The 24,107-nt window shown below is 38.8% G+C and carries 25 protein-coding genes and 2 tRNA genes; 14 read left to right on the forward strand and 13 right to left on the reverse strand.

All coding sequences use genetic code 11. The annotated features are described in order from the left end of the window. Positions 1 to 61: 61 nt before the first annotated feature. Positions 62 to 1,504 (reverse strand): PLP-dependent aminotransferase family protein, encoded by a 1,443-nt coding sequence (locus GQR38_RS17800; protein ID WP_165722822.1) that lies wholly within the window; start codon positions 1,502 to 1,504, stop codon positions 62 to 64. 102 nt (positions 1,505 to 1,606) lie between these two features. Between GQR38_RS17800 and GQR38_RS17805 the strand changes: the two genes are divergently transcribed. Beyond that, positions 1,607 to 2,536: an EamA family transporter gene (locus GQR38_RS17805; RefSeq protein ID WP_165722821.1), complete on the forward strand. Its 930-nt coding sequence runs from the start codon at positions 1,607 to 1,609 to the stop codon at positions 2,534 to 2,536. A 37-nt stretch (positions 2,537 to 2,573) separates the two neighbouring features. Here GQR38_RS17805 and GQR38_RS17810 read toward each other — a convergent pair whose 3' ends face one another. Continuing rightward, positions 2,574 to 3,443 (reverse strand): YegS/Rv2252/BmrU family lipid kinase, encoded by an 870-nt coding sequence (locus GQR38_RS17810; protein WP_165722820.1) that lies wholly within the window; start codon positions 3,441 to 3,443, stop codon positions 2,574 to 2,576. Positions 3,444 to 3,769: 326 nt separating this feature from the next. Here GQR38_RS17810 and GQR38_RS17815 point away from each other — a divergent pair, with 326 nt between their 5' ends. The 4 genes from GQR38_RS17815 (at position 3,770) to GQR38_RS17830 (ending at position 5,344) form a co-directional block, all read left to right on the forward strand. Further along, a complete protein-coding gene (locus tag GQR38_RS17815; protein ID WP_010554841.1) occupies positions 3,770 to 3,910 on the forward strand; it encodes a hypothetical protein in 141 nt (46 codons plus the stop codon). A 218-nt stretch (positions 3,911 to 4,128) separates the two neighbouring features. After that, positions 4,129 to 4,219, forward strand: a tRNA-Ser gene (locus GQR38_RS17820). A gap of 52 nt (positions 4,220 to 4,271) precedes the next feature. After that, positions 4,272 to 4,364: transfer RNA gene (locus tag GQR38_RS17825), tRNA-Ser, on the forward strand. Positions 4,365 to 4,855: 491 nt separating this feature from the next. After that, positions 4,856 to 5,344 (forward strand): DUF4124 domain-containing protein, encoded by a 489-nt coding sequence (locus GQR38_RS17830; protein ID WP_007579794.1) that lies wholly within the window; start codon positions 4,856 to 4,858, stop codon positions 5,342 to 5,344. On the opposite strand, the gene GQR38_RS17835 is transcribed toward GQR38_RS17830, so the two are convergent. Then, on the reverse strand, positions 5,328 to 6,452 hold the full coding sequence (locus tag GQR38_RS17835; RefSeq protein ID WP_165722819.1) for an aminotransferase class V-fold PLP-dependent enzyme: 1,125 nt from the start codon (positions 6,450 to 6,452) through the stop codon (positions 5,328 to 5,330). The two genes, GQR38_RS17830 and GQR38_RS17835, sit on opposite strands and share 17 nt — an antisense overlap. Before the next feature lies 1 nt (position 6,453). Then, the gene (locus GQR38_RS17840) at positions 6,454 to 7,623 is read right to left on the reverse strand and encodes a monodechloroaminopyrrolnitrin synthase PrnB family protein (RefSeq protein ID WP_165722818.1); all 1,170 of its coding nucleotides are present in this window, start codon (positions 7,621 to 7,623) and stop codon (positions 6,454 to 6,456) included. Between the two features lie 136 nt (positions 7,624 to 7,759). Here GQR38_RS17840 and GQR38_RS17845 point away from each other — a divergent pair, with 136 nt between their 5' ends. The 4 genes from GQR38_RS17845 (at position 7,760) to GQR38_RS17860 (ending at position 13,532) form a co-directional block, all read left to right on the forward strand. Beyond that, on the forward strand, positions 7,760 to 8,215 hold the full coding sequence (locus GQR38_RS17845) for an Lrp/AsnC family transcriptional regulator (protein ID WP_165722817.1): 456 nt from the start codon (positions 7,760 to 7,762) through the stop codon (positions 8,213 to 8,215). Positions 8,216 to 8,287: 72 nt separating this feature from the next. Continuing rightward, positions 8,288 to 11,008, forward strand: a complete 2,721-nt coding sequence (locus tag GQR38_RS17850) for an ATP-binding protein (protein ID WP_165722816.1) — start codon at positions 8,288 to 8,290, stop codon at positions 11,006 to 11,008. Then, positions 10,998 to 12,386, forward strand: coding sequence for an alpha/beta fold hydrolase (locus tag GQR38_RS17855; protein WP_165722815.1), 1,389 nt, complete (start codon positions 10,998 to 11,000; stop codon positions 12,384 to 12,386). Before GQR38_RS17850 ends, GQR38_RS17855 begins: the two co-directional genes overlap by 11 nt. A gap of 6 nt (positions 12,387 to 12,392) precedes the next feature. Further along, complete coding sequence (locus GQR38_RS17860; protein ID WP_165722814.1) at positions 12,393 to 13,532, forward strand: GNAT family N-acetyltransferase; 1,140 nt, start codon at positions 12,393 to 12,395, stop codon at positions 13,530 to 13,532. Here GQR38_RS17860 and GQR38_RS17865 read toward each other — a convergent pair. Next, a complete protein-coding gene (locus GQR38_RS17865; RefSeq protein ID WP_010554834.1) occupies positions 13,509 to 14,099 on the reverse strand; it encodes a DUF938 domain-containing protein in 591 nt (196 codons plus the stop codon). The genes GQR38_RS17860 and GQR38_RS17865 overlap by 24 nt on opposite strands. Positions 14,100 to 14,299: 200 nt before the next feature. Between GQR38_RS17865 and GQR38_RS17870 the strand changes: the two genes are divergently transcribed. From GQR38_RS17870 to GQR38_RS17890, 5 genes are all read left to right on the forward strand, one after another. Continuing rightward, a complete protein-coding gene (locus tag GQR38_RS17870; RefSeq protein ID WP_010554833.1) occupies positions 14,300 to 14,485 on the forward strand; it encodes a hypothetical protein in 186 nt (61 codons plus the stop codon). Between the two features lie 101 nt (positions 14,486 to 14,586). Beyond that, a complete protein-coding gene (locus GQR38_RS17875) occupies positions 14,587 to 14,952 on the forward strand; it encodes a hypothetical protein (RefSeq protein ID WP_231609258.1) in 366 nt (121 codons plus the stop codon). Positions 14,953 to 14,963: 11 nt separating this feature from the next. Continuing rightward, positions 14,964 to 16,340, forward strand: coding sequence for a class II fumarate hydratase (locus GQR38_RS17880; RefSeq protein WP_165722813.1), 1,377 nt, complete (start codon positions 14,964 to 14,966; stop codon positions 16,338 to 16,340). 110 nt (positions 16,341 to 16,450) lie between these two features. Next, a complete protein-coding gene (locus GQR38_RS17885; RefSeq protein WP_121955018.1) occupies positions 16,451 to 16,984 on the forward strand; it encodes a hypothetical protein in 534 nt (177 codons plus the stop codon). Between the two features lie 10 nt (positions 16,985 to 16,994). Continuing rightward, positions 16,995 to 17,396 (forward strand): hypothetical protein, encoded by a 402-nt coding sequence (locus GQR38_RS17890; RefSeq protein ID WP_165722812.1) that lies wholly within the window; start codon positions 16,995 to 16,997, stop codon positions 17,394 to 17,396. Between the two features lie 29 nt (positions 17,397 to 17,425). On the opposite strand, the gene GQR38_RS17895 is transcribed toward GQR38_RS17890, so the two are convergent. From GQR38_RS17895 to GQR38_RS17930, 8 genes are all read right to left on the reverse strand, one after another. Beyond that, a complete protein-coding gene (locus GQR38_RS17895) occupies positions 17,426 to 17,611 on the reverse strand; it encodes a hypothetical protein (RefSeq protein ID WP_007579770.1) in 186 nt (61 codons plus the stop codon). 15 nt (positions 17,612 to 17,626) lie between these two features. Then, positions 17,627 to 17,953: a hypothetical protein gene (locus GQR38_RS17900; protein ID WP_010554828.1), complete on the reverse strand. Its 327-nt coding sequence runs from the start codon at positions 17,951 to 17,953 to the stop codon at positions 17,627 to 17,629. Further along, positions 17,950 to 18,588, reverse strand: coding sequence for a hypothetical protein (locus tag GQR38_RS17905; RefSeq protein WP_024592232.1), 639 nt, complete (start codon positions 18,586 to 18,588; stop codon positions 17,950 to 17,952). The genes GQR38_RS17900 and GQR38_RS17905 overlap by 4 nt, the downstream gene beginning before the upstream one ends. Positions 18,589 to 18,662: 74 nt before the next feature. After that, positions 18,663 to 19,355, reverse strand: a complete 693-nt coding sequence (locus GQR38_RS17910; protein WP_004335088.1) for a PspA/IM30 family protein — start codon at positions 19,353 to 19,355, stop codon at positions 18,663 to 18,665. 24 nt (positions 19,356 to 19,379) lie between these two features. Then, complete coding sequence (locus GQR38_RS17915) at positions 19,380 to 19,793, reverse strand: DUF2170 family protein (RefSeq protein ID WP_004335098.1); 414 nt, start codon at positions 19,791 to 19,793, stop codon at positions 19,380 to 19,382. Positions 19,794 to 19,872: 79 nt separating this feature from the next. Then, the gene (locus tag GQR38_RS17920; protein WP_165722811.1) at positions 19,873 to 21,594 is read right to left on the reverse strand and encodes a polyamine aminopropyltransferase; all 1,722 of its coding nucleotides are present in this window, start codon (positions 21,592 to 21,594) and stop codon (positions 19,873 to 19,875) included. Between the two features lie 3 nt (positions 21,595 to 21,597). Further along, positions 21,598 to 22,497, reverse strand: coding sequence for a DUF350 domain-containing protein (locus GQR38_RS17925; RefSeq protein ID WP_024609365.1), 900 nt, complete (start codon positions 22,495 to 22,497; stop codon positions 21,598 to 21,600). A gap of 26 nt (positions 22,498 to 22,523) precedes the next feature. Beyond that, a complete protein-coding gene (locus GQR38_RS17930) occupies positions 22,524 to 23,456 on the reverse strand; it encodes a hypothetical protein (protein WP_007579759.1) in 933 nt (310 codons plus the stop codon). Positions 23,457 to 24,107 lie beyond the last annotated feature (651 nt).

The following is a 24,107-nucleotide window of genomic DNA, read 5'->3' on the forward strand; positions in this document are numbered from 1 at the left end:
TGCCTAGTTCTAGCGTAATTTTCTTAACGTTAAATAGACCCCATATATAAGCAGATTGGTATTACTTTTTAGCTAATAAAGTGAGCTTACCCAGAGTAATAATTGCTTGCTCTATCTGCTCGCTCCACGGCACACCATAACTTAACCTTACGCAGCTTTTATACTTATTAGAGGCTGAAAAAATAAGCCCAGGGGTAATACTAATACCAACCTCAAGAGCAAGTGAAAATAATTTTTGACTATCGTATTCGCCTCCTAAATCTAGCCACATTACACAGCCTCCTTTTGGATCGCTTATACGTGTATTTTTTGGCATAGCTTGTTGCAAACACCATCGCATACGCTCTTTGTTATCGCGCAGGCGCTGCCTGAGTACCTTTAAGTTACGGTCGTACTCGCCGCTGGCAATAAATTCTGATAACGCCCATTGGTTTATTAACGAAGCGGAGCAACTTAGTGCTCGTTTATATCGCCGCGCTTGTGTTGCAAATTTACCGGCAACGACCCAACCCACACGATAGCTAGGCGCTGCGGTTTTAGAAAAAGATGAGCAACTGATCACTAATCCTTTTTTAGAGTACGCTAAAGCAGGTGTGCCTCGTTTTGCCGTAAAATATAAATCGCCGTATACGTCATCTTCAATAAGCACTACGTCGTGGCTTTCGAGTAACTCCACCAGCTGCTGCCTATTTGTATCTGGCATAAAGCTGCCTACAGGGTTGCTAATTGCTGTCGAGAATAAACACGCTTTTATGTCATGCTCATTCAAAGCGCGTTCCAAATCGCTTAACCAAATGCCATTATCTGGGCACAGTGGTATTTCGAGCGCTTTAAGCCCTAAGCTTTCTATTAGCTCTATAATCCCGTGATAACAAGGTGTCTCAATAGCCACTACATCGCCTGGCTTTGTTACACACTTAAGTGCAATAGCCATGGCTTCTTGTGCACCATTGGTGATCACAAGCTCGTCCATATCAATGCCAATGCCAAAATCTAAATAGCGATGCACTAATTGCTTTTTCAGCGGTACAAACCCATCTGTTGGGCCATAGTTTATGGCTTTACTGCCTGCGATAGTCATTACGCGGCGCATGTTTCTGGCGAGTGCTTTATCGGTAGGTGCTGCGGCAATTGGGTTAGCGATACCAAAAGGGACTACGTTCGCTTGATGAATCGCGCTGTACACCTGCTCTATTAAGGCTTGTTTATTTACCACAACAGGTTCGCGACTTAATTTAACTCGCTTAGGTAAATTGTGCGCCATGCTAACGACTTTTAAAAAATATCCTGATTTTTCACGCGCCTCTACCAACCCTTGATCTTCAAGTGACTGGTAAGCCTGTTTTACAGTGGGGATACTTATGCTTAAGTTATCTGCCATTTTACGCAGTGATGGAAGTTTTTCGCCGGGGAGTAAAACTTGTTGAGCGCTCATATCTCTAATCAACTGAATAACTTGCTGATATAAAAACTCATGCCCTTGGCTATTTTTTTGTCTTATCATCACACACCAAATCTGTATAGGTTACATTTTTACTTTTCTGTATATGGTAAGTATACAGATAGGTCTTAAAATAGCCATTCAATCGGGCTTTGGAGACTAACCATGAAAAGTGCAGCGCTATACATTACAACTGTTTTAATTTGGGGCTCAACTTGGTTAGCCATAGAGTTTCAGTTAGGTGATATTGCGGTAGAGTTATCGTTATTTTATCGCTTTGCTATTGCAGCGCTTTTAATGTGGTTATATGTAGCGTACAAAAAACCCGACATGCGATTTAAGTTACTGGATCATGGCTTTTTTGTTTTATTAGCCATTTGTAATTTTGGATTAAATTATTTAATGCTTTACTGGGCACAAAATCACCTTACCTCAGCCATGACCTCTATTGCCTTTTCAATGCTGCTGGTTATGAACATAGTCAATACTCGGTTATTTTTTGGTAAGCCAATCTCAAAACGAATTTACACAGGTGCTGTACTCGCTGTATTAGGTATTACGTGTCTGTTTTGGCCACAGTTACAGCAGTTCGACTTGAGTAATGGTGCATTGGTCGGGTTACTACTTGCCCTTGGTGGCACCTTTGTGGCTTCATTAGGAAATATGGTAAGCGTTCGTAATTCTCGTAAACAAATTGGTGTATTGCAAGGCAATGCATGGGGCATGTTATACAGCGCTATAGGCTTGGCTTTATATGTATTAATGAACGATGTGCAATTTAGTTTAAACGCTCCACCAAGTTACTGGCTATCACTACTTTATCTATCAATATTTGGCACTGTAATCGCTTTTGGTTGCTACTTTGCTCTACTTAGAAATATAGGCCCTGAAAAAGCCAGCTACGTTATTGTTTTATTCCCACTAGTGGCAGTAACACTGAGTAGCTTTTTTGAAGGCTTTGAATGGCACGCAAATACCTTTGCAGGATTTAGCCTAGTGCTATTAGGTAACGCCATTGTGCTTACCCCAACAAAACGAATTAACGCCTTTTTAGCTAGTAGAGCAATGGCTAAAAGTGGCTCCGTCCCCAGTTAGACGCGTTATTAACGCAACTAACGTAAAAGCGCCTACCCTACTGTAGGCGCTTTTTTATTGGCATATGAAAAAGTAAAGCCTGCCCATGTACACTAATAACGGCAGGAGTTTTACCTACCAGTTCACCATCTGCTTCAATCAATAACCCTTCAGTTTTTATGGAAGCTGTATTTAAGCGACTGTAGTTAAGGTTTTTTATATGCTGATGGCGCTTAAAAAAAAACTTCATAAAGCTTATTACGTTATAAAAAAGCCCACCCGATCGCATTTGATAACACTCAAGCAGCCCATCAGTTAAATCTGCTTTTGGCGCTATTTCTAGACCACCACCAAAGTACTTATGATTAGCAAATACGGTAATTAAATTTTTATACTGCCTAACATCGTTATTAAACGTACCTTGTAACTGCTGAGCTTGATAATAAAATAGCTCCTTAATGCTCGTCCAACTGTAATCAAAAGATGAAAAACTAGCTTTAGCATTAATCGCTTTAACTACATGAGCATCAAACCCTACCCCTGCAATATTAATAAAATAGCGGCTATTAATTTTTCCTACATCAATTGCTGTCGGTGTATTAAATAATGCCTTTCGCCAATCATCTTCTTTGCAACTAAACCCTCTCGAGAAATCATTACCTGTACCGCAAGGCAATAATGCTAACGTACAGCTACTCCCTATTAACGCATTAACCGCCAAGCTCAATGTACCGTCTCCGCCAAGTACAACTACTTTGGTAAATTTACTCAGTAGCAACCTTATTTGAGCGCAGTCATCGTTAAAGTTTCCCGTTGTAGTAAACATACAATAAGAAAAACTGCGTTTTTTACAAATGCTTTTAAGCCATATTAGTGATTTTTCACTCTGTTTTTTTGTACTTGGTTTAATAATTATTAGTAGTGACAAGCTTTTGTTTCCAACAATGTATTTAAGAACGAATAAAAAAGAGTTTAATTGAGTTTTTTTAATCTGAATAACTAGTCAAAAAGTTTGTTTAAAATGCATATAAATAAATAAATAAACACACAAACACCAGTATTGGCGAGAGTAAAGCCGATTTTATTTTAACTATTTATGCAAAAACCATAATAAAAAACACTGAACCGCACGTTAATAAAATCAATAAGGATTAGTTTAACTAATCCGTCAGGCTCAATTTTTATCGTTGTCTTTTTAATCAAACAACGTGCAAAATGCACGCGATTTCAACATATACAACTCGGAGCAAAATAATGAAACCAATTAACACATTAAATCAAACAGCAGCAGCTCAAGTAGCAGTTAAACCAACTAACCGTAAAGCAAGAATGTTAGCTAGACTTAACACTATTGGTAAAAGACTAGCACTTAGCGGCGCAGCTCAATATAAATAATCACCCAACCATGATTATTTTTCGGTGCAGCGAACACTCAACCACTAAATGAAGTCACTTATTTAGCTCCCCTTGTTTGCTGCAACCTATTTATTTTATTAAAAATTGCCTTAATTTCCCCTTATTTACAAAAAAAACCTCATTTACGTACGTTTTTTAGGCAAACAGTCATTTTGCTATTTACACAGCGGTATCACCTAAGTATTATTCTGCGTCACGGAGAGATGGCAGAGTGGTCGAATGCACCGGTCTTGAAAACCGGCATGGGTTTATAGCCCATCTAGGGTTCAAATCCCTATCTCTCCACCATATTTTAATTGGTGGCTTTTTTTACTTCCATCAATACAAACGGTTATGCGTTGGAGAGGTGTCCGAGTGGCCGAAGGAGCTCCCCTGCTAAGGGAGTATAGAGTTTGTAGCTCTATCGAGGGTTCGAATCCCTCCCTCTCCACCATACTTAATTTAAACCACTTGATTGTGGTTTTTTTGTGCCTAAAATTTAACACCGATACTAAATTGGGAGGGTGAGAACCCTCGACAGGGTTCGACAAAATGTCTGGAACATTTTGGGCCGCTGCAAGCGTCGCGCAGCGATTGATTACATGGATGTAAGCAAATCTATCCCTCCCTCTGGACCATACTTAATTTAAACCACTTGATTGTGGTTTTTTTGTGCCTAAAATTTAACACCGATACTAAATTGGGAGGGTGAGAACCCTCGACAGGGTTCGACAAAATGTCTGGAACATTTTGGGCCGCTGCAAGCGTCGCGTAGCGATTGATTATATGGATGTAAGCAAATCTATCCCTCCCTCTGGACCATACTTAATTTAAACCACTTAATTGTGGTTTTTTTGTACCTAAAAATTATAAAAACTAAACAAATTGTGCCTAGTAATAACTTAGGGCATTATTAACACAACTTTAGCCACTTTAGGTTTAGCTATGATCCGGTTCATATTGCTATCAGTTTGCGCGGCAGCACCATTTTTTACCTTGGCACAAAGTACAACAGTGTATAAGTGTGTAATTAAGGGCGTTCCTACCTTTAGCCAAACGCCTTGCGCTAAAGATGCACAAGTTATTACTCTTAAAGATATAAACGTAATTGAAGCATACAAAAGCTCTACGCCCGGTAAAGGTATTACCGACACCTCTGTGGATGACTACTTAGAAGTTCAACAAATAGAACGAGAAATAAAGCGCCTTGAGCTATCTATTGCACAAAGCCAAAAAGAATACGCAGCTAAAAAACAGCAGATAGATTACATGACTCAAGATAAAGCCAATCGTTTAGGCGCTTCGTCTATTGCTGATGCTATCGCAACTAAAACAAATTCGTTAAAGCAAGCTTACGACGCATCAATTAATCAAACGCAGCAAAAAATAGAGTCATTAAAACAAAGAAAGCAGCAGCTTAGCCAAAACCCTTAAGCGCTCGTTTTACTATCGAAATAAACTGCGCAACGTCTTCTTGAGTATTATAAATATGTGGCGATACTCGTATCCCAAATTTACGGGCATCTACACTGACTTTCGCTTTATTAAGCGCTGTAAGTACATGGTCTTGCTGCTTGTTAAAAAACAAAATAACAGTCCCGCTGCATTTATCACTACTCATAGGTGATGCAACATATTTGCCTAGTTGCTCATGAATAAGCGTAAGCATAGCTAAATTATGATCCCTTACCTTGTGAGCAGTTAGCTCTGCAAAGTAAGCAATGCTATTTGCGGCAATAATATAAGGTGCTACAGAGGGAGTACCACCCCAAAACTTGAGCGCACTGGCGTTATATTCAAAGTGGTTTATATTGAACTCAAATGGATTTTGATGCGAAAACCACCCCACATCTTTAGGCTCGCAATACTCTATTTGATTTTTGTTAACCCATAAATAAGCTGCACCTGGGCCACCACATAACCATTTAACGCTCGAGCCAACCATAAAGTCAGCATCGAGTATGCTTAAATCAAGCGGTATAATACCCGCTGATTGAGCAACATCAACTATTGATAAACTATTAGTTAATTTACTTATAGCTACAATATCGTATACAGGCGCCTGTACACCTGTATTTGAATACACATGACTTATAAAAACTAAATCGATGTCGGCGGTTATATAACGCTGCCAAACACTAATATCAGTTAGGTTTTCGTGCTCTGGTATAAACATAATTTGTGCGCACTCTGGTAATGCTTTTTGCATTGCAAAACCCATGCTCGGAAAATCACTTTGTGCCATTAGCACTTTACAATTTTTTTGCTGTAACCGTGGGTGCGACATAAGCAACTTTGTTAAGCCACTTGATAAATTAACCTGAGGACAAAACTGCGAACTAGGCGCATTAAATAACTTACCAAGCGCGGTAGTAAATTGCTCAACTGCGGGCAGCCATTGTTGCCAAGGTTCTTTATTTGAGCTCTCCCACGGTAAAAAGTAGTGCTGAGCTAAATATTGCTGCGTATTTTTAAGAGGACGCCCTACCGAGTGGTTTAGTAAATAACAGCCATCAGCCATACAAAAATCATTTTTAAGCATGCTATTTAACCCATTTTTTAAGTGTATTTAGATCGTCAAAACGTGTTTTTATATCGTCGCGTTTGGCACTGGCTCGCCTATCTCTTAATTTTTCGAGCGAATCAAGTAACACATGAAGCGGCGGACCACTTGCTGTTACCTTGCTCATATGCTGCTGTTGCATATTTTTTGAGGGCTGAGCAATAAACTTTTCAACCAGTTGATTATGATGACCGACTGCGGTGTCACCATGTAATTTACACACTTGGATAAATAACGTTGCGTGGCTTTTAAACCAATCTGTATTTTTATATTGCTCTGCTTGTAAAAAGTCATCCATAAAGCTTTGCATACGCATGGCTTCTCGTAGGATTTGTTGATCCTCTGGCATCATATATAAAAACTTATCCACCAGCATTTGCGAGTAACTAGGCTCATTTGCGCTACAAAGCCCTAGTAACATATCAATCACGTTAATACCTGCAAAGTCACCAGCATTTGCACCTCTGTAAACCTCTTTACCTACACGGTACGGTTTATAATAAGGGCGAACGCAGTTAAAAAAGCGATCTGTATCGAGCTCAGAATAAAGTGCATTATTTGATTCAATAACATCTATAAGCGCTTGTTTAGCTACTTTTAATAACTCACCACACAAGGGGTGTGAAATGCCTAACGGCAGTATTTTTAATAAAGCATCACTTGCTCGTTTATAGGCCAAAATACCTTGGGTGTTGTAATCAATAAATAGCTTTTCATCGGGTAAATTAGTAAATCGTTTATAAATACCGTTAAGTGCTTTGTTATGAGTAGTTAAATGGGCGGTAGCAAAACGAGGGGTTACGCCAATCGATGCACCAATATGCATAGCAAGCGCTGAGGCTTCTATTAGCGGGGAAGTGGTTTCTCTGCTTGGCTCAGTAATTTCATGGCGCCTACACGCTGCCATAAACAATCCTACGTTACCGAGTAAGTCAAAAGCGCTATCAAAGCCTTGATCTGTGTTTCCTTCGGCTAATAAGTTGCTAATTAATGCGTTGCCTTTTTTTTCTAATTGTTGCTTTAAGGCCTCGCCTACCCCTTCTACATTTGCTTTATCGGTTTGCTGCCAATAAAGCTGCTCTAATTCACTATTTAAAGTGACAAACTCTGTTCGTATCCAGTGATCAAAAATAGCGGTATGTGTGTTCATTGTTGTGCTCTATTATTTTTATAGTTAAATGCTAACAGAGTTCAATGAGGGTAAAACGCCAAAAAAATTAGTAAAAACTGCAATACTTAGCAATAATCGCTACAAATATAAAAATAATTAATAAAAGCCGACAACTATGTTAGATAAAAAAGATCAGCAATTACTCGTTGCACTGCAAAGCCAAGCTCGTATGTCGGTTTCAGACTTGGCCAGTAGTATTAACCTATCGGATACACCTTGCCTAAGACGTATAAAAAAGTTAGAGCAAGAAAATATTATTACCGGCTACCACGCCGCCATAAATCCTAAAGCACTTAACCTTAATGTGTTGGTATATGCATTCGTACGATTAAGCCAAAACTCGGTAAGTGCTGCAGAGCAATTTGAGCAACATGTAGAAAAATTACCACATGTATTAGAGTGTTGTGTAATATCAGGAAGCTATGATTATTTATTAAAAATCATTGCACATGATCTTGAGAGCTACGAAACATTTGTAAAACATCAACTAGGTAGTTTAAGTTGTATTGCGAATATAGAATCAACAGTCGTGTTAAAGCAGTCATTTAGCAAAAAACAGTTACCATTATAAAAATAACCAAAATAACTTACTGTTAGCTATACTGATATTTCAAAACGATAATAATAATTGCTTGGACCTTATGTGAAAAATTTTAACTCTAAAAATCATTCCATTATTTTTTACATCATGTTTGCTTTAGCATATTTTTTAGTCGGCATAGCACTCACTAAACTTGCTTTTAACTCGCAAATAATTCCAATTTGGTTACCTGCCGGTATAGCTCTAGTCGGTTGTTATATTTGGTGGTGGCGCTTTATCCCGCCTTTATTCGTAGCTGCAATTGCGTTTAACCTAAATATTTTTGATAGTTCAGCTCATGAGCTAGTCCTGGTCGGCAACTCATTCAACGAGGCTATGTATATCGCCTTTGGTGTTGTTATACAGGCAATGGTCGGCGCAGCTTTTTTAAAGTATTGGCTTGGTCACCCGCTGCGTTTTAAAAAGCGCAAGAATATAATTTACTTTATTTTAGTCATAGCCATATTGGTCAGCTTAATTTCAGCTAACTTTGGCGTATTCGCACTGAGTCAATTTAACTCGATTTACAGTATTGATAATCATTGGAATAATGTTATTTACTGGTGGCTTGGCGATACATTAGGGGTATTAATTGCAACTCCATTTTTACTTTCTTTATTACCACAAAAGTCTAATCAACATACTATATCGGCATTTCCGACAATTGCAGTATGCTCAGTTTTATTTTTATCAGTCGCGGTAACAACACAATTATACGATCAGGAAAATCGTATAAGCACTATTAAAATTGCCGAACGTGAAGTCCACGTTATAGAAAACAGCCTTTATAGATATACAAATCGCAGTATTATTGCAGTGCAGAGCTTAGCAAGTCAGGTTCAATCATCTCCCATGCTGAGCCAGCAAGATTTTTATTCTTATGCTAGTCAGTTACTAACTCAATACGAGTTTATTAACGCTTTATCGTGGAATGCAAAAATACCTCAAGATCAACGAGAAGTCTTTGCTCAAGAAATATCAAATATTTACCATTTAGATATTGATATAGTTGGCGAACCTCTTGAAATTAACGATCCCCTTGTTATAGTAAAATACATAGCTCCTTTTAATGGTAATCAAAAAGCTATTGGCTTTAATGTATTTTCAAACCCTGATCGAAAAAACTCTCTGCTTAACCCCGCTATAAAGTACATGCCAGTCGGAACTAAAATAATTCAGTTGGTGCAAACCAAACAACCTAAACCAGCCTATTTATTATTTGCCCCTGTGTACTCCCAATATAACGATGAAAAAACAATTAAAGGCTATGCCACTGGTATATTTTTAGTGCGTAGTATTATTGAGCAGGCCATTTCTAAAGAACAGTCTGATATGTTTTCGATTGGTATATACGAAGATACAAACACACCGCCGTTTTATAGTAATTACTCTCAGGATGTTCAGCAAGCCAAAGGCAGCCGATTAATGTCGTTTGACGTGGACTTTGCAGGGCAAAAATGGATTGTAAAACTAGCCCTTAAAGAAAGCTTTTTAACACAACATAATAGCCAACTAACTCTATTATTGCTCATACTCCAAGTTGCCGTATGTTCTTTAATTTTAATGGTTTTACTGCTGTTTAATCAGCAACAAATTGCACTTACACGTCAAGTTGCAGAGCGTACACACTCACTCGCACAAGCAAAGCAGCAGTCTGATTTAGCTAATCAGGCTAAAAGCCAATTTTTAGCGAATATGAGCCACGAAATACGTACACCATTAAACGCCGTTATTGGTTTCTCTTCACTTGCCCGAGAAACAGACAGTGCAAGTACACTCATTGGCTATTTAGATAAAATAAACTCATCATCTAAAAGTTTATTAAACTTAATTAATGACATTCTTGATATATCAAAAATAGAATCCCAAAAGTTAGTTATTGAATCTATTGCATTCGACCTAGGTGCCTTAATAACACGCATAGACAATATGTTTGAACAAAGCGCAGTTAACAAAGGTATTAACTGGCAAGTTAACTCAAAGCTACCTTTAAATACCTGGTTTATTGGTGATCCTATGCGAATTGAGCAGGTATTACTTAATTTATGTAGTAACGCGATTAAATTTACAAGCCAAGGCAGCGTTGCTTTAAACATAGAAACAGAGTTTACTGCCGCCAATAAAGTACAGCTTGTTATAAACGTTAGTGATACCGGAATAGGTATAAAACCAAGCCAGCATAAAAAATTATTTAACGCATTTACCCAAGCTGATAGTTCTACCTCAAGGCAGTTTGGCGGTACAGGACTTGGCTTAACCATAGCTAAAGAGCTAAGCCAGCTAATGGGGGGAGAAATAACACTTAAAAGTGAAATAGATAAAGGCTCTACTTTTACATTTTCAATACGATTAGAAACAACAGAGCCTAAAAAAGAACATGTTATTACATTTGATAATACTAATATTACTTCGCTAGACATTTTGGTCGCAGAGGATAACCCAGTAAATCAAATGGTTATTAAGGCGATGCTTGGCTCGTTAGGGATTGTGCCGTATATAGTAGAAAACGGTGAGTTGGCGGTCGATATAGTGAAAAAACAACATTTTGATTTAGTCCTTATGGATTGCCAAATGCCTATAATGGATGGCTATAGAGCAACGGCACTGATCCGCCAGTTTAAAACCGAACAAGAACTCCCGATTATTGCTTTAACTGCCGACGTAATGCCAGAGGATAAAGCACATGCACAAGCAGTTGGATTTAATCAACATCTTGCAAAACCGCTTGAACTCATTAAGCTAACCGAGTGTCTTGTCCAATATGCAGAAGTTAATGAACAATAGTGGTTTAATTTTAAGAATAGTTTTAAGAGTATTTTTGGGTTTTGTTTTAAGTGTTTTTTCTCACACAGCTGTCGCTCAAAACTGTATATCGCAGGCGAGCGACTTTAAATTTATAACAAAAAGTAAGCAACAAGGCTTATTACGCTTTGAAAATGAGCACAACCACCAGCGCTTTAATTACCACGCCCTTTTGCCATTTAACGATTACTTAGATTTTGCATATAAACATATAAATAAAGCCAATCCACGTGCAAATATGCCATGCCCTGTTATTACACAAACGTATCAGCAATTAGTAACACAAGGTACGCGAAAACCTGACCCTACTATTGCAGATATTATTGCCCCTTTTGAGCTTACGCATCCAAACAGCAATAAAGTTGCGCTATTAATCCACGGACTAACTGACTCCCCCTTTACGTATCACGATTTAGCACAAGTGTATTATCAGCAAGGCTATACTGTGCGTACTATTTTATTACCAGGACATGGTAGCGCCGCAAGTGCCTTACTTAATGTAGACGTTAGCCAATGGCAACAAGCAATAAAATACGGTATTGAACGCTCCGTACAAGACTTTGATGAGGTGATACTCGCAGGTTACTCTACCGGTGCAGCGTTACTTATTGATTACGCAACCAAACACACTGTATCCCCTAAAATTAAAGCGCTTATGCTTTATTCGCCAGGCTCTGAGCCACATAATAAGTACGGCTGGATAGCAAAGTGGATTGATGCCATACCCTTTGTTAATTGGATTGATAAAGACGCCGATGTAGACTTTGCTAAGTATGAGTCATTTCCTTTAAATGCAGCTGCCGCTTCGTACGATGCAATGTCACTTGCAAGCGTAAGTAGCTTAAACAAACGCCCTGCACTTAAATTACCTATTTTTAGTGTACTTAGCGATATTGATACCACGATAGATACGCGTGCCACGCTAAAATTATTAAGTGCATTACACCAAGGTAATTCAATCAAATATAAGCCGCTCGATACTTTAGTACTTTATGGAAGCACTGATATTTTACCGCCAGACTTTGCTAGTGACTACACAGTAAATAATCCGCAATGCACAACACGTCAATGTAAAAAGGTTCATGGTATGTCGCATATTGCTGTTGTTAACTCACCGCAAAATCCACATTATGGAATTAACGCAACTTATCGCAATTGTGGCAGCTTTATTAACGACGAGTCCCTATATAAAACATGTAAAACAACTAAAAACCCACAACTAGGAGAGCGTACAAGCGCCAACTTAAAACACTATCCGGCTTTACAGCGCTTAACTTATAATCCTCATTTTACCGAGCTTAAAATGCAAATTAGTACGTTTATTAAAAACGTAGAACAGCTTAGAACAACTACAAGGTAAGTAGTCATGGGAACGTTTTCGCACCAATGGTTTAGCAGTATTAATGAGATTGATCAGGCGCAGTGGCAACGTTTATTTGGTGATGAACCATTTACTCAACATGCTTTTTTATATGCCCTTGAACAAAGCCAATGCGTAACACAAAAAAGTGGTTGGCAGCCCCATCACCTCGCTATTTTTGAAAGTGATACGCTCGTTGCACTTGCACCTGGGTATTTAAAAAGTCATTCATACGGCGAGTATGTATTTGACTGGGCCTGGGCTGAGGCATACGAAAAACACGGTTTAGAATATTATCCCAAGTGGCTATCTGGCATTCCTTTTAGCCCTATTGAAGGCAAGCGCATTGCTATCGAGCACGCTAATCCAAATGCGGTATATCAATACATTACAGAGCAACTTAGCTTACACAGTGCTCAGCAAGGATGGTCGGGATGGCATGTTAATTTTTGCGACCAAGCCCAAGCCACCTCATTAACTGAGCAACACGCCATGTTAAGAGTGGGTGTGCAATTTCAGTGGTTTAATAAAGGTTATGAATCCTTTGACGACTTTTTGCAGATGCTTAGCTCACGAAAACGTAAGTCACTTAAAAAAGAGCGAGCTAAAATAGCGCAACAGAACATTGATATTGAATGGCTGCAAGGAACGCAAATTACGCCCGAGATAATGCAATTATTTTGTGAGTTTTATCAGCGTACCTACTTAAAGCGCTCTGGTCATTTGGGCTATTTAAATATGGAGTTTTTTACGCTTTTACATGCCTTAATGGCTAATACTCTCGTTATTATGCTGGCCAAAAGAGACGATAACGTGATTGCTGCAACACTTAGTTTAGTAGGTAAAAATACGCTTTATGGGCGCTACTGGGGAGCAAGTGAGGAAGTAGATTCGCTGCACTTTGAATTGTGTTATTACCAAGGTATTGAGTTTGCAATAAAGCATAAACTCAACTGTTTTCATTCAGGTGCACAAGGTGAGCACAAAATAGCACGCGGATTTGAACCCGTACTTACCTACTCTGCTCACCATATTGTTGATGGCGACTTTAGTAATGCAATAAGCGACTACTTAAAGCGTGAACGCGGCCATATTGATATATATAAAGAGCAATGTAGCTCATTACTGCCGTTTAAAAACGAGTAACTGATTATTTGCAGGCATGGCTGTATCGCTAATAAGCGTAAGCCCTGCTTGCTTAGCTAGTTGTTCAACTGCTTCAAAATCTCTTATTCCACTTAACGGATCGCGCTCTGTTAAAAAGGCACTAAAGTCATCATTACTTGGGCTGGTAAATTCACCTTGGTATTTGAATGGCCCATAAATACACAACATACCGTCGCTATTTAAGTGGCGTTTAACACCATCAAAAAAACGCTCAACTAATTGCCAACTTACAATATGAAATGTGTTTGCAGTATAAATAGCGTCAACTTTATCTATTGGCCACTCATTATTTAAATCAAGCTCAAGTGGTGCATGTAAATTAGTTGAATTAGCTTCGCGGTGCCATAAATTAATCCCTTCGTGGTTTATAGCACGATCACTTGTATGCCATTGTAAATGTGGTAATTGCTCTGCAAAAAAAACACTATGCTGGCCGGTTCCTGAGCCAACTTCGAGTACTGTTTTAGTATTTTTTAATACGTCCTTTAATTGCTCTAAAATAGGGGTTTTATTGTTTTCACAGGCTTGTGAAAATGGCTTTGTCATTACTGTGCACCAAAATTGTAGATTAATGCACAACAGTAAAGCAAATTTAGCTTATTTTGTCGTGATGAAAAAAAGATAATTTTTAAACACTATAACTATCATATGGTTGAGTTAATTTATTATGATTGGTACGTAATATGCTTTTATATAACTAACCCACTAAAAGGTTTAACTTATATTAAATTTCAAAGGATAAAATTATGCATATACCCCCTTATACCGCTGTAGACGCAGCTATTGCTATAACCGAAAAAACCACCGACGATCATAGTTACGCCGTTGATATGAGAGCTACAGTAATCGATTTACTTTCGCACCCTAAACATAATCAACAGGCGATGACCAAACATGAAACAGATCAGATATTTATTCTTGGCTACAATTAAAACTCAAATTAGTATCGCAAATAATTTTTATAATAACTGTTTACACTGAAACCGATTAAATGTAATGATAACTATTATCGTTAACTTAAGTCGGTTTTTTTATGTCTTCAAATTATGCCCAGCATCGTTACCATCAAGAACTCTCTTGCCATTGCTTAAGACCTGGCCTGCATGCACCCATGCTCGTTGCCGATTACATAGAAACCGCCCTTAACGTCGCCAAAAAATTTGAGCAACAACGTAATCCCTTGCTTCAAGAGTTTTATCTTAGACGCACACACCATGAAATTATGAACAAAATGTGCGACCCTCTTATACATAATGCTATTCGTAAACAATGTTTAGAGCAGTTATACAAACCTTTATTAGCACTAAAACGGTTTTATAAAGTGCATAACAATACTGCACAATTTTTAATACTTGAGCGTGAAGCTCGTATTCTTAGTCACGAATTCAACCCTTTTTAAGGAGCACACTTATGAGCAACTTTAGAACAGAATCAGACAGCATGGGCGAGCTACAAGTACCTACTGATGCGCTCTATCAGGCGCAAACACAACGAGCAGTTAATAACTTTGCCATTAGTGGCTTATCTATGCCAAAGCAATTTATCACTGCACTGGCTTATATAAAACAAGCTGCTGCGCAAAGTAACTGCGAGCTTGGTCATTTAAGTAAAACTAAAGCCGATGCTATTGAGCAAGCTTGTCAAAGTATTATTGATGGCGAGCATGTTGAGCATTTCCCCGTTGATATTTTTCAAACAGGTTCTGGCACAAGCTCAAATATGAATGCCAACGAAGTTATTGCAACGCTTGCTAGCCGATTAGGCAGTGAAAGCATTCACCCTAATGATGATGTAAACATGGGGCAAAGTTCTAACGATGTAGTCCCTACTGCTATCGCACTCAGTAGCGCAATAAATGTAGTGTATGAATTACTTCCTTCGCTTGAAAACTTATCGCAAAGCCTGGAAAAGAAAAAAGCTGAAGTAGGCCATATAGTTAAAACGGGCCGTACGCATTTAATGGATGCAATGCCTGTAACGTTTGATCAAACACTAAGTGCATGGCAGTCACAAGTTAATCATGCCGCAGCAGGAATTAGACATAGCTTAGAGCGTGTATGCGAACTTGCACAAGGCGGTACAGCCGTTGGAACAGGAATAAATGCCGACCCTAAATTTGCAGCAAAATTTACAGAAAATCTGAGTGCCAATGTAGGTATTAGATTTACGCCCAGTAGTAACTTTTTTTATAATATAGGTTCACAAGACGCCATCGTCGCGCTTTCGGGGCAATTAAAAGTACTCGCTGTAGCACAAATGAAAATAGCGAATGACCTACGCTGGATGAATTCAGGACCACTTGCGGGCTTAGGTGAAATAGAGCTTGAAGCACTTCAACCAGGCTCATCTATTATGCCAGGTAAGGTAAACCCAGTAATACCAGAAGCCGCAGCCATGGTAAGCGCACAAGTTATTGGCAACGACGCCACTATTACCGTAGCAGGTCAAGCGGGTAATTTTGAGCTAAACGTTATGCTCCCAGTCATTGCGTATAATATTTTGCAAAGTATTGAGTTACTTGCAAATAGCGCACAAGCGCTGGGCGATAAAGCGATTGCCAGTTTTAAGGTGAATCAGCCAAATATAGATAAAGCACTCGCTAAAAATCCAATTTTGGTAACTGCGCTTAATCCGGTGATCGGTTATGAAAAAGCAGCAAAAATAGCAAAGCAGGCTTATAAAGAAGCCCGCCCTATTATTGATGTAGCCGAACAAGAAACTGATTTACCACGCAGTGAACTCGAAAAACTACTTAACCCCACCAAACTAACGCAGGGTGGACTTTAACAAAACGGTATTTTTCACGGCTTTAATTACTTGATAATATAGTTTTTATTGCCGTAAAAAATGCACCGTGTATGATAGTGATGAATATTTCATCACTATCAAGGTTTGTTATGCGTACCCCATTGTTAGCCATACTTTTACCACTGTGTTTAACTGCATGCTTAGATAAAGCACCCACTGAAACGCAGCAAGTAACAATCACCTCAGAAGCTGAAGCACCAAAGCAAGAGCCACAAAAGCTAAAAGAAAACACTCAATTACAAGAAAATACTAAAAAGAACGTAGTTGCTGAAAAAATACCAAAAGCTGATTTAAAAAACGTTTCAATAGACGATATAAAAACAGCTAAAACCGAATTAAATACGCTAATTACAGATAAGCAATGTGATACCAGCACCCAATGTAGAGTAAATGCAGTAGGCAGTCGCGCATGTGGTGGGCCAAGCAGCTTTGTTGTGTACTCAACAAACGCAGCATCTGAGGAACAAGTAGCAGCCCTTAGCGACAAAATTACTAAGCTTGAAAGTAGTTATAATTCACAAAAAGGGATGATGAGCATTTGTCAGCATTTAACAACGCCAAGCACGCAGTGTGTTGAAAATAAATGTGTTAAACTTGAAGGCTCAGCGGTAAGTGCATTTTAAGGATAACGTTATGAGTTGTTTACCATCGGCAATTAAACTATCAATTTTAAGCATTGCTAGCAGCATTTTATTACTAAGTGGTTGTGCTAGTACTGTGACGTCAAATGAGCAAAGTAAAAACTTATCTGACTTAAACTATGATCTGAATAACATGGTGAGTAATAACAGCTGCACTGCAAGCTTTCAGTGCAAAGTACTTGAAGTGGGCGCCCGCGCATGCGGCGGACCGAGTAAATATGCTGTTTATTCAACGCTAAACATATCTCAAGAAGAAGCAGAACAGCTTGCTCAACAAATAACAAAACAAGAAAACATACAAAATAAAGCACAAGGCTTAACTGATTGTTCTCCTGTACTTGAAGTGCAATCGCTGTGTATTAACCACCAATGCCAGTCGTTTGATATAAAATAAAAACGGCCGCGTATAAGCTAATTTCAGCGTTAACTTAAATACGGAATTAACGCTGAAATTACTACCACCAGTACCACGCAAATACCCGCTTTAATAATGTATTTCATGGGCATTGTTTTAAGCACCCAATATGCATAAATAAAACGTACAAAATAACTCGCCGCAGTACCAAACAACGCAAAAATAATTAAGTAAGCAATTAAAATAATATTCATAAAAACCTAATTAAATTATTTCACTTTTTTATTTTTAGTGTGAGCTATTAATAAATCAGCTACTTGTTGCTTTACGGCTCGCTTATCATCGCTTTGTACATCAAAGCGACTGGCTAGTTGCGCTATTTCATCATCATTTAAGTTAAACGATAAACGTTGACGCGTTTTTTTAGACTTTACGTCTAAGCCAAGTATTTTTCGGATCATATCTGACGGCGTTAGCTCTTGATCAATTGCCTGCTTTTTTATCAGCTTTTGAACTTCGCTGCTTAGATCGAATGCCATTTGTGTGGCACGTACAGCTTGTTCCTGACGTAACCACTTATCTTTAGCATCACTCACTTAGCATCTCCGGGAAACAAGTCTACAATGTCTGACATTGGACGCATGAGCGTTAGCGATACTTCGGTTTCGCCGCCATCCCAAATTTCGATATTTAAACCAAAGCCTTCATTATCTGACGCTAAGCAAATCATTTCACATGGCTCACCACCTTCTTGCTCATAGCGAGGCAAAGTTTGGTTGCGGTAATCTTTATTATGGAAATAACACACATAAGGCGACTCGCTTTGTTGGTAGCTTTTAGCTAAAAACTGCATAAAGCGCTCTGGTGTATTTTGCACTGTAATGTGGGTTAACGACTCTTCATCAAAAATACGCGCAAACTCATCAAGGCTAAATATTTCTTCAACTTCGTTTCGCTGAATTTTAATAGAAAAGTTAGCCCACTCTTCGCCATCATCTTGCTCAATTTGTAAAAATACAACTTGGCCGCTATTTGTCTCAAGTACAAATTCAGTATCGCTACTGTGCTGATATTGGTAAGTCTGAATGTCAGTAACACGTAACGTTTCACCCTTTAACCATGCAGGATATGCAAATGAGTCAATAACGCTAAACATGTCGCCTTTTTTAAGATCGCTCGGGTGATTAAGTTGACGTTCTGGCTCTTTTTTAGATTTGAAAAAATTAAACATAGGAAGGCTGCCTTTTAAGCAAAAAAGGTAACTGAGAAAAACTCGGTTACCTTTTTAAAGTATAAACGTAATGGTTAGCTATTTTGCTTCGCTTTGATGCGAGCTAAAATATCAGCGCTTTTTGGACTTGTGTCGCCAATGCCTGCTTCAGCCATTTTTGCTTTTAAGTCATCGCCATTTACGTCTGACTCAAGTTGCTTTGCAGCACCAAGCTGGTCACTTCGATCTTGTTGGCGCTGTTTAATGCGTTCAAGCGATTGACGAGCCGATGTCATAGACGAGCTGTTTGTATTAAGCGTGCTATTAACAGCCATTGTTGCTTGCTGTACGCTTTCAGTGGTTTTAACCATTGTAAGCTGACGCTGATTCTCTTTAATCGATTTTTCAGCATCTTTAACTTGCTGCTTAAGCGCAACAATGTGATTGCTAAAGCCAGACAATACTTGCTCGTTTTCAGCTTTTTCAGCTTCAAAGTCACCAATTTTTTCTGCAATTTCTAATGCTAATGCTTCGTTGCCCTTTTCAAGAGCTTGGCCTGCATACGCTTCATGTTCAGCGATTGATGCATCTACAGCGCTAATTTTACGCTTAGTTTGCATTTCTTTGGCCATTACTTCAGTAAGGCTTTTTTTAGCTCGGTGAAGTGCATTTTGCGCGTCTGCAATTTCTTGCTCAAAAATACGGATGCCATTTTTGTCTACAATTGCTTCGCCTGCTTCACGAGCGCCGCCACGTACTGCTGTAAATAATTTTTTTAAAATACTCATAATCTTAACTCCACTAACTAGCTATTAATCGTTTAAATACAAGGTCACGGCTTCTAGTGCATCGATAGCGTTATCGGCTAATGTCACTAGTTCGTGGGTAACGTCATCTAATGATGAATTTACCGACAGTGCACCAAAAATCGCGTATTTGTTATCGATTTTAGCAAATGCACTCAGTGGAATTGGCACGTTTAAACGTAGTAATGTTTCGTTTAACTCGTTGCGTAATTCACTCTTAACTTCATCTTCGTCAAACAAGTAGCTAATACATAACAACTGCTCTTGCGTTTGTGTAACAAAAATTGGAAGTTCATCATTTCCATCAACAATGACTTGTAAAACATCTTGCTCGCCTGGGTTGGCAATCAAGAAAGACTCAAAGTTAGCGCCTTCAGTTTCAAAAGAAGCTAATTTTATTGAAAGTTCATTTAATTCCATGTCTCTGCCTTTTGTCGTTTGACATATTATGTCTGAGTTAAGATTCTCATGGTCGACATATTATGTCAACCATGTTTTATTAGTTTTTATACAATTCGCTTTCTATTTGCCATGCAGTTCGGTAGTAATCATACAACTGACCAGACCCTAACCTATTGACCTCAATACTTTTAACTTGTTCAAAGTAGTGGTTAGGAAATACAAAACTTGCCAATAAATATTCTTTACTAATCCATCTTGATGGCACAGGCATAGCCGTCGCATCATTAATACGGCCACTGGCCGACTGCCCCATTTTAGTCGCTATAGTCCAGCCCCACTGCCCAAAAGAAGGTATGTTTTGCTGATACTGCTCAACATACTCAAACCCAGCAGCTTTAACTGTTTTAGCAATGCTTAAAAACGCTTTTTTAGCGTGATAAGGTGAGGTTGATTGAACCGCCATTGCGCCATCGGGTGCTAATAACTGCCGTACATGATTATAAAAGTAGTCACTGTACATTTTATTTAGATCAGGATGATTAGGGTCAGGTAAATCAATTAAAATAGTGTCGAACTGCTTAGATTGATCAAGCAGTTTTTCAGCTTCTAAAAATGCATCACCCACAATTATGTTGGCTCGCGAATCATGCATCGATTTATTGTTTAGCTGTAGCAATCGCTTATTGATGTGCTCTGGCGGCGTAAAGTCACCGTCTTTATGACCAAATAAATTGAGTAGTTGCGCGTCTAAATCTATTAGCGTTACTTCACTTACAGGCCACTTTAAAACATCTCTAAGTGCAAGCCCGTCACCACCACCAATTATTAATACACGGTCGTGTCTGTTAGAGGCAAGCATTGCAGGGTAAACCAGCATTGAGTGATATATTTGCTCATCAATACTTGAGAACTGTAAACGCCCATTTAAATATAAATCGGTAATTGGCTGAGGTTGGTTTTTGCTTAATCTTTCGGTTAAAACTACGTGTTGGTATTTAGTTGCTTGCGAATAAATTACTTTATCTTTGTATAAAACATTACTTAGATTGTTCATCCAGCTACTGCCAAATACTAAAATAAAGCCAAATAATGCCAGTAATACTATATGGCAAACTAAAAGTGCCTTAGCAAAGCGCACATGGGTATGGTAGCGCCATAAAAACGCGAGTCCTGCGATGATATTAAATAACGCCGTCCACGCTGCAGCTTGCATTATAGGCATTGAGAGCATGATACTTACCCAAATGGCTGCACCAATACCAGCACCAATATAATCGGCACCATAAATAGTCCCTGCGTTGTTTTCTAAAAAACGGCCATAAACGTGCTGACGAATGCGCGCTATAAGCGGTATTTCCATACCAATAAATAAGCCCAGTATTAAACCAAAAACATAAGGTAGAAAACGTGACCACTCTTGTAGCTTTTGAAATACGTAACCATTAAGTACAACATCAGGGGGTAAATTAAAAATGCTCGAAAATAAATGAGGAAGAGAATAACTAACTGCTATTACACCCGCTATCGCTAAAATGCAGCCCATGCCAACCAAAGCAATAATGCTTTCTAGCCAAGCAAAAGCGGTAAATGCATCTTTAAACCAACGCGCTAAAAAAGCGCCCAAGCCCATTGCTACAATCATAGTACCGATCATGGCGTAAATAGCGCTCTCTACCGAGCCAAGTACACGGCCCGCATAATGAGACAGTAAGTATTCATAAATAAGGCCGCACCCAGCAAGCACGGCCATAACAGTAATAAGTAGTATATCGTGCCCAAGTAAGCGAGACTTACTTGGGGGAGTGTTGGTTGATGACACTGATTATGCGCCTAGTAATGTTGCCATAGTGATACCTACAGCAAATGATACTGCTGCAGAAATAGTAGCTACACCTACATTTTTTTGACGATTAACTTCATCGGAAATATCGCAACCAGATAAAATTATTTTAATTGTCACTAAGTGCAAAATAATAAATGCAACAAGGCTCACTACTGCGCTAATAGCCCAGTATAGTAAACTCGCATTAATATTATCAGCCGCGTAAGGTGCAACACCCGTTGCTGCTGTAATAGCTAATGCACTACCTATTAAAAATCCAGCGTAACGAATACCCACAGCTAAGTTACCATCAACAATTGCTTGTTGTAGGCAGTCGCCACTTTTGTTTGTACGCTTAAATAACTGCACTCGGTATTGGCTAACAAGTAGTAATACAACACTACCTATAATAAAGGCGGCAATTACAATTGGAAGACCATGCCAGCCGTCAGTAGCCACCCATAAAAGAGCTGAGCGAATAACGATAGCAACACTGACAACATGGCCAAAATCAATTATTGAAGCTGTAACGTTACCTTTAACGATTTCGTCGTGCAGGCTTACTTTACGAAGAGCTACTTTATCTTGAAAAAAGTGACCCAACTTAATCAGTACAATTGCTAATGCGCCATAAGCTAACATTTGTAGTGCTTCTTGTTGCAGTGTTGCAGCAAAAGCTCCGCTACTTACACCCGTTAATACAATCGCCAGTGCCACTAAGCCAGCGGCAAAGCTAATACCAAAAGCAAAGTTATCACGCTCTGTTATTTCATCATTTGCATGTAAGTTTGAAACCCAGCCTTTTATATATTTAAGGCTTACAAATAATAAAACAATAATTGCAAAATCAATCGCCAGCGCTTGCAGTGACCACATAGTTATTCCATTAAATTCATACATATTATTCTAACTCCAACTTTATTCTTTTACTTACCACGGCTCACGCCACGAGAGGTTCTGCTACCGCTATCACGCACCGATCCTGAGCTATTGCTATAACTGCTCGAACGAGAATAACTACTGCGGCTTTTTGCTGGCGTATAACTACTACGGCTTAAACCTGATGCACCTGTTTTTTTACTCGCATAAGGGCTTGTAAACTGCTTACCTTGGCGTTGGTATGTTTGGCGCGTGCGTGTTTCTAGCGCGCTTTGGGTTTTAATTTGTTTAGGGCTTGAATAACGCGAGCGGCCATAGTCATTGTAATAGCTATACTTTCGGCGCTTACTCCAGCTTCCATATTCAACACGATCAAATACATCACCTAAAATACGGTACATTCCGTACCATTGCCAAAAGCTAATACCGTTACTATTTGATTGCCAGTTACCATAGTTAGGGTTACCTACCATTTGGTTACCAACACCCTCACCTTCAGCTTGCTTACTAATTGCGCCTACACGCGCTAAAGTGCCTTTGGACATATCAGCTAGCATATTAATAGGATCGGTTAACGCATCAGAAAATAGCGTAGGTTTAGATGCATCACGCAACAAATCAATGCTATGTAACGTATCTTCGTAAGGAGGAATTAAGTAAGTTCCTTTAATATCTTTAAGTCGCTGTGTTAAGCCACTATAAAGTGCGCCTTGGCGCGTTGCATCAAGGGTAATTACATCAACAACTTTTGTAAGCTCTGGTTGTTGTTTTTTAAGAAGCTCGCCATATTCTTTAAGTAACACAGCATTACGTACACTTCCATTATCGAGTGCAGTACCAAGCTGAGACAGCTCCGTATCTACCTTTTTAATAGACTCTTGAATTGTTTGTTGCAGCTGCTCTTCTTTCGATTGACAACCCATAAGCACTGCGAACAAACAAAACAGGCTTATAAGTTTCCAAGCTTTAATATTCGACATTCATGTCACCTGATTTACTAAATTAACTCAGGTAGTTTTACACAGGTCACTTATTAAACCAAGAATGAAATTGCAACAAAATGAGAAGAAGTAGCTAGCTTTTAAATCAGACTGTGATTTAGTGAAGATAATGAGTCGTATCGTGAGGTTAGAATTGAAGTAGAAGCTTTATAATACCAATCTGCTTATATATGGGGTCTATTTAACGTTAAGAAAATTACGCTAGAACTAGGCAAAAATTTTTGTATCTAGTAGTTCTAAATAAAAAATTTTAACGACGTATAGTGCAATTTAATTCGTTAAATTGATTAAAGATTTATGCAGGTTGGTATAAGGGTACTTTCAGCGTAGGGAGTCGCGGCGCTCACCCGACCTACGTGCTAGGTGTTGGTGTGTGTACATTAATTACGCGTATTTTACTTTTCTGCAGACGTAAAAAAGCCCGAATCGTTAGATCCGGGCTTTCTACAATTTAAAGTTGGTGCGCTACGCAGTAGGATGTCGTAGTGCCCACATCTACAACGGTGGAGAGTCACGTAGCAAATGCTACTGTATTGGCCGACTGAGATATTGAGGGGTTTTGTGATGTGTGTGTATATTAATTGCGCGCATTTCACTTTTCTGCAGACGTAAAAAAGCCCGAATCGTTAG

Origin of the sequence: Pseudoalteromonas sp. c7(2019) (assembly GCF_011378625.1) — a bacterium.
GTDB lineage: Bacteria > Pseudomonadota > Gammaproteobacteria > Enterobacterales > Alteromonadaceae > Pseudoalteromonas > Pseudoalteromonas arctica.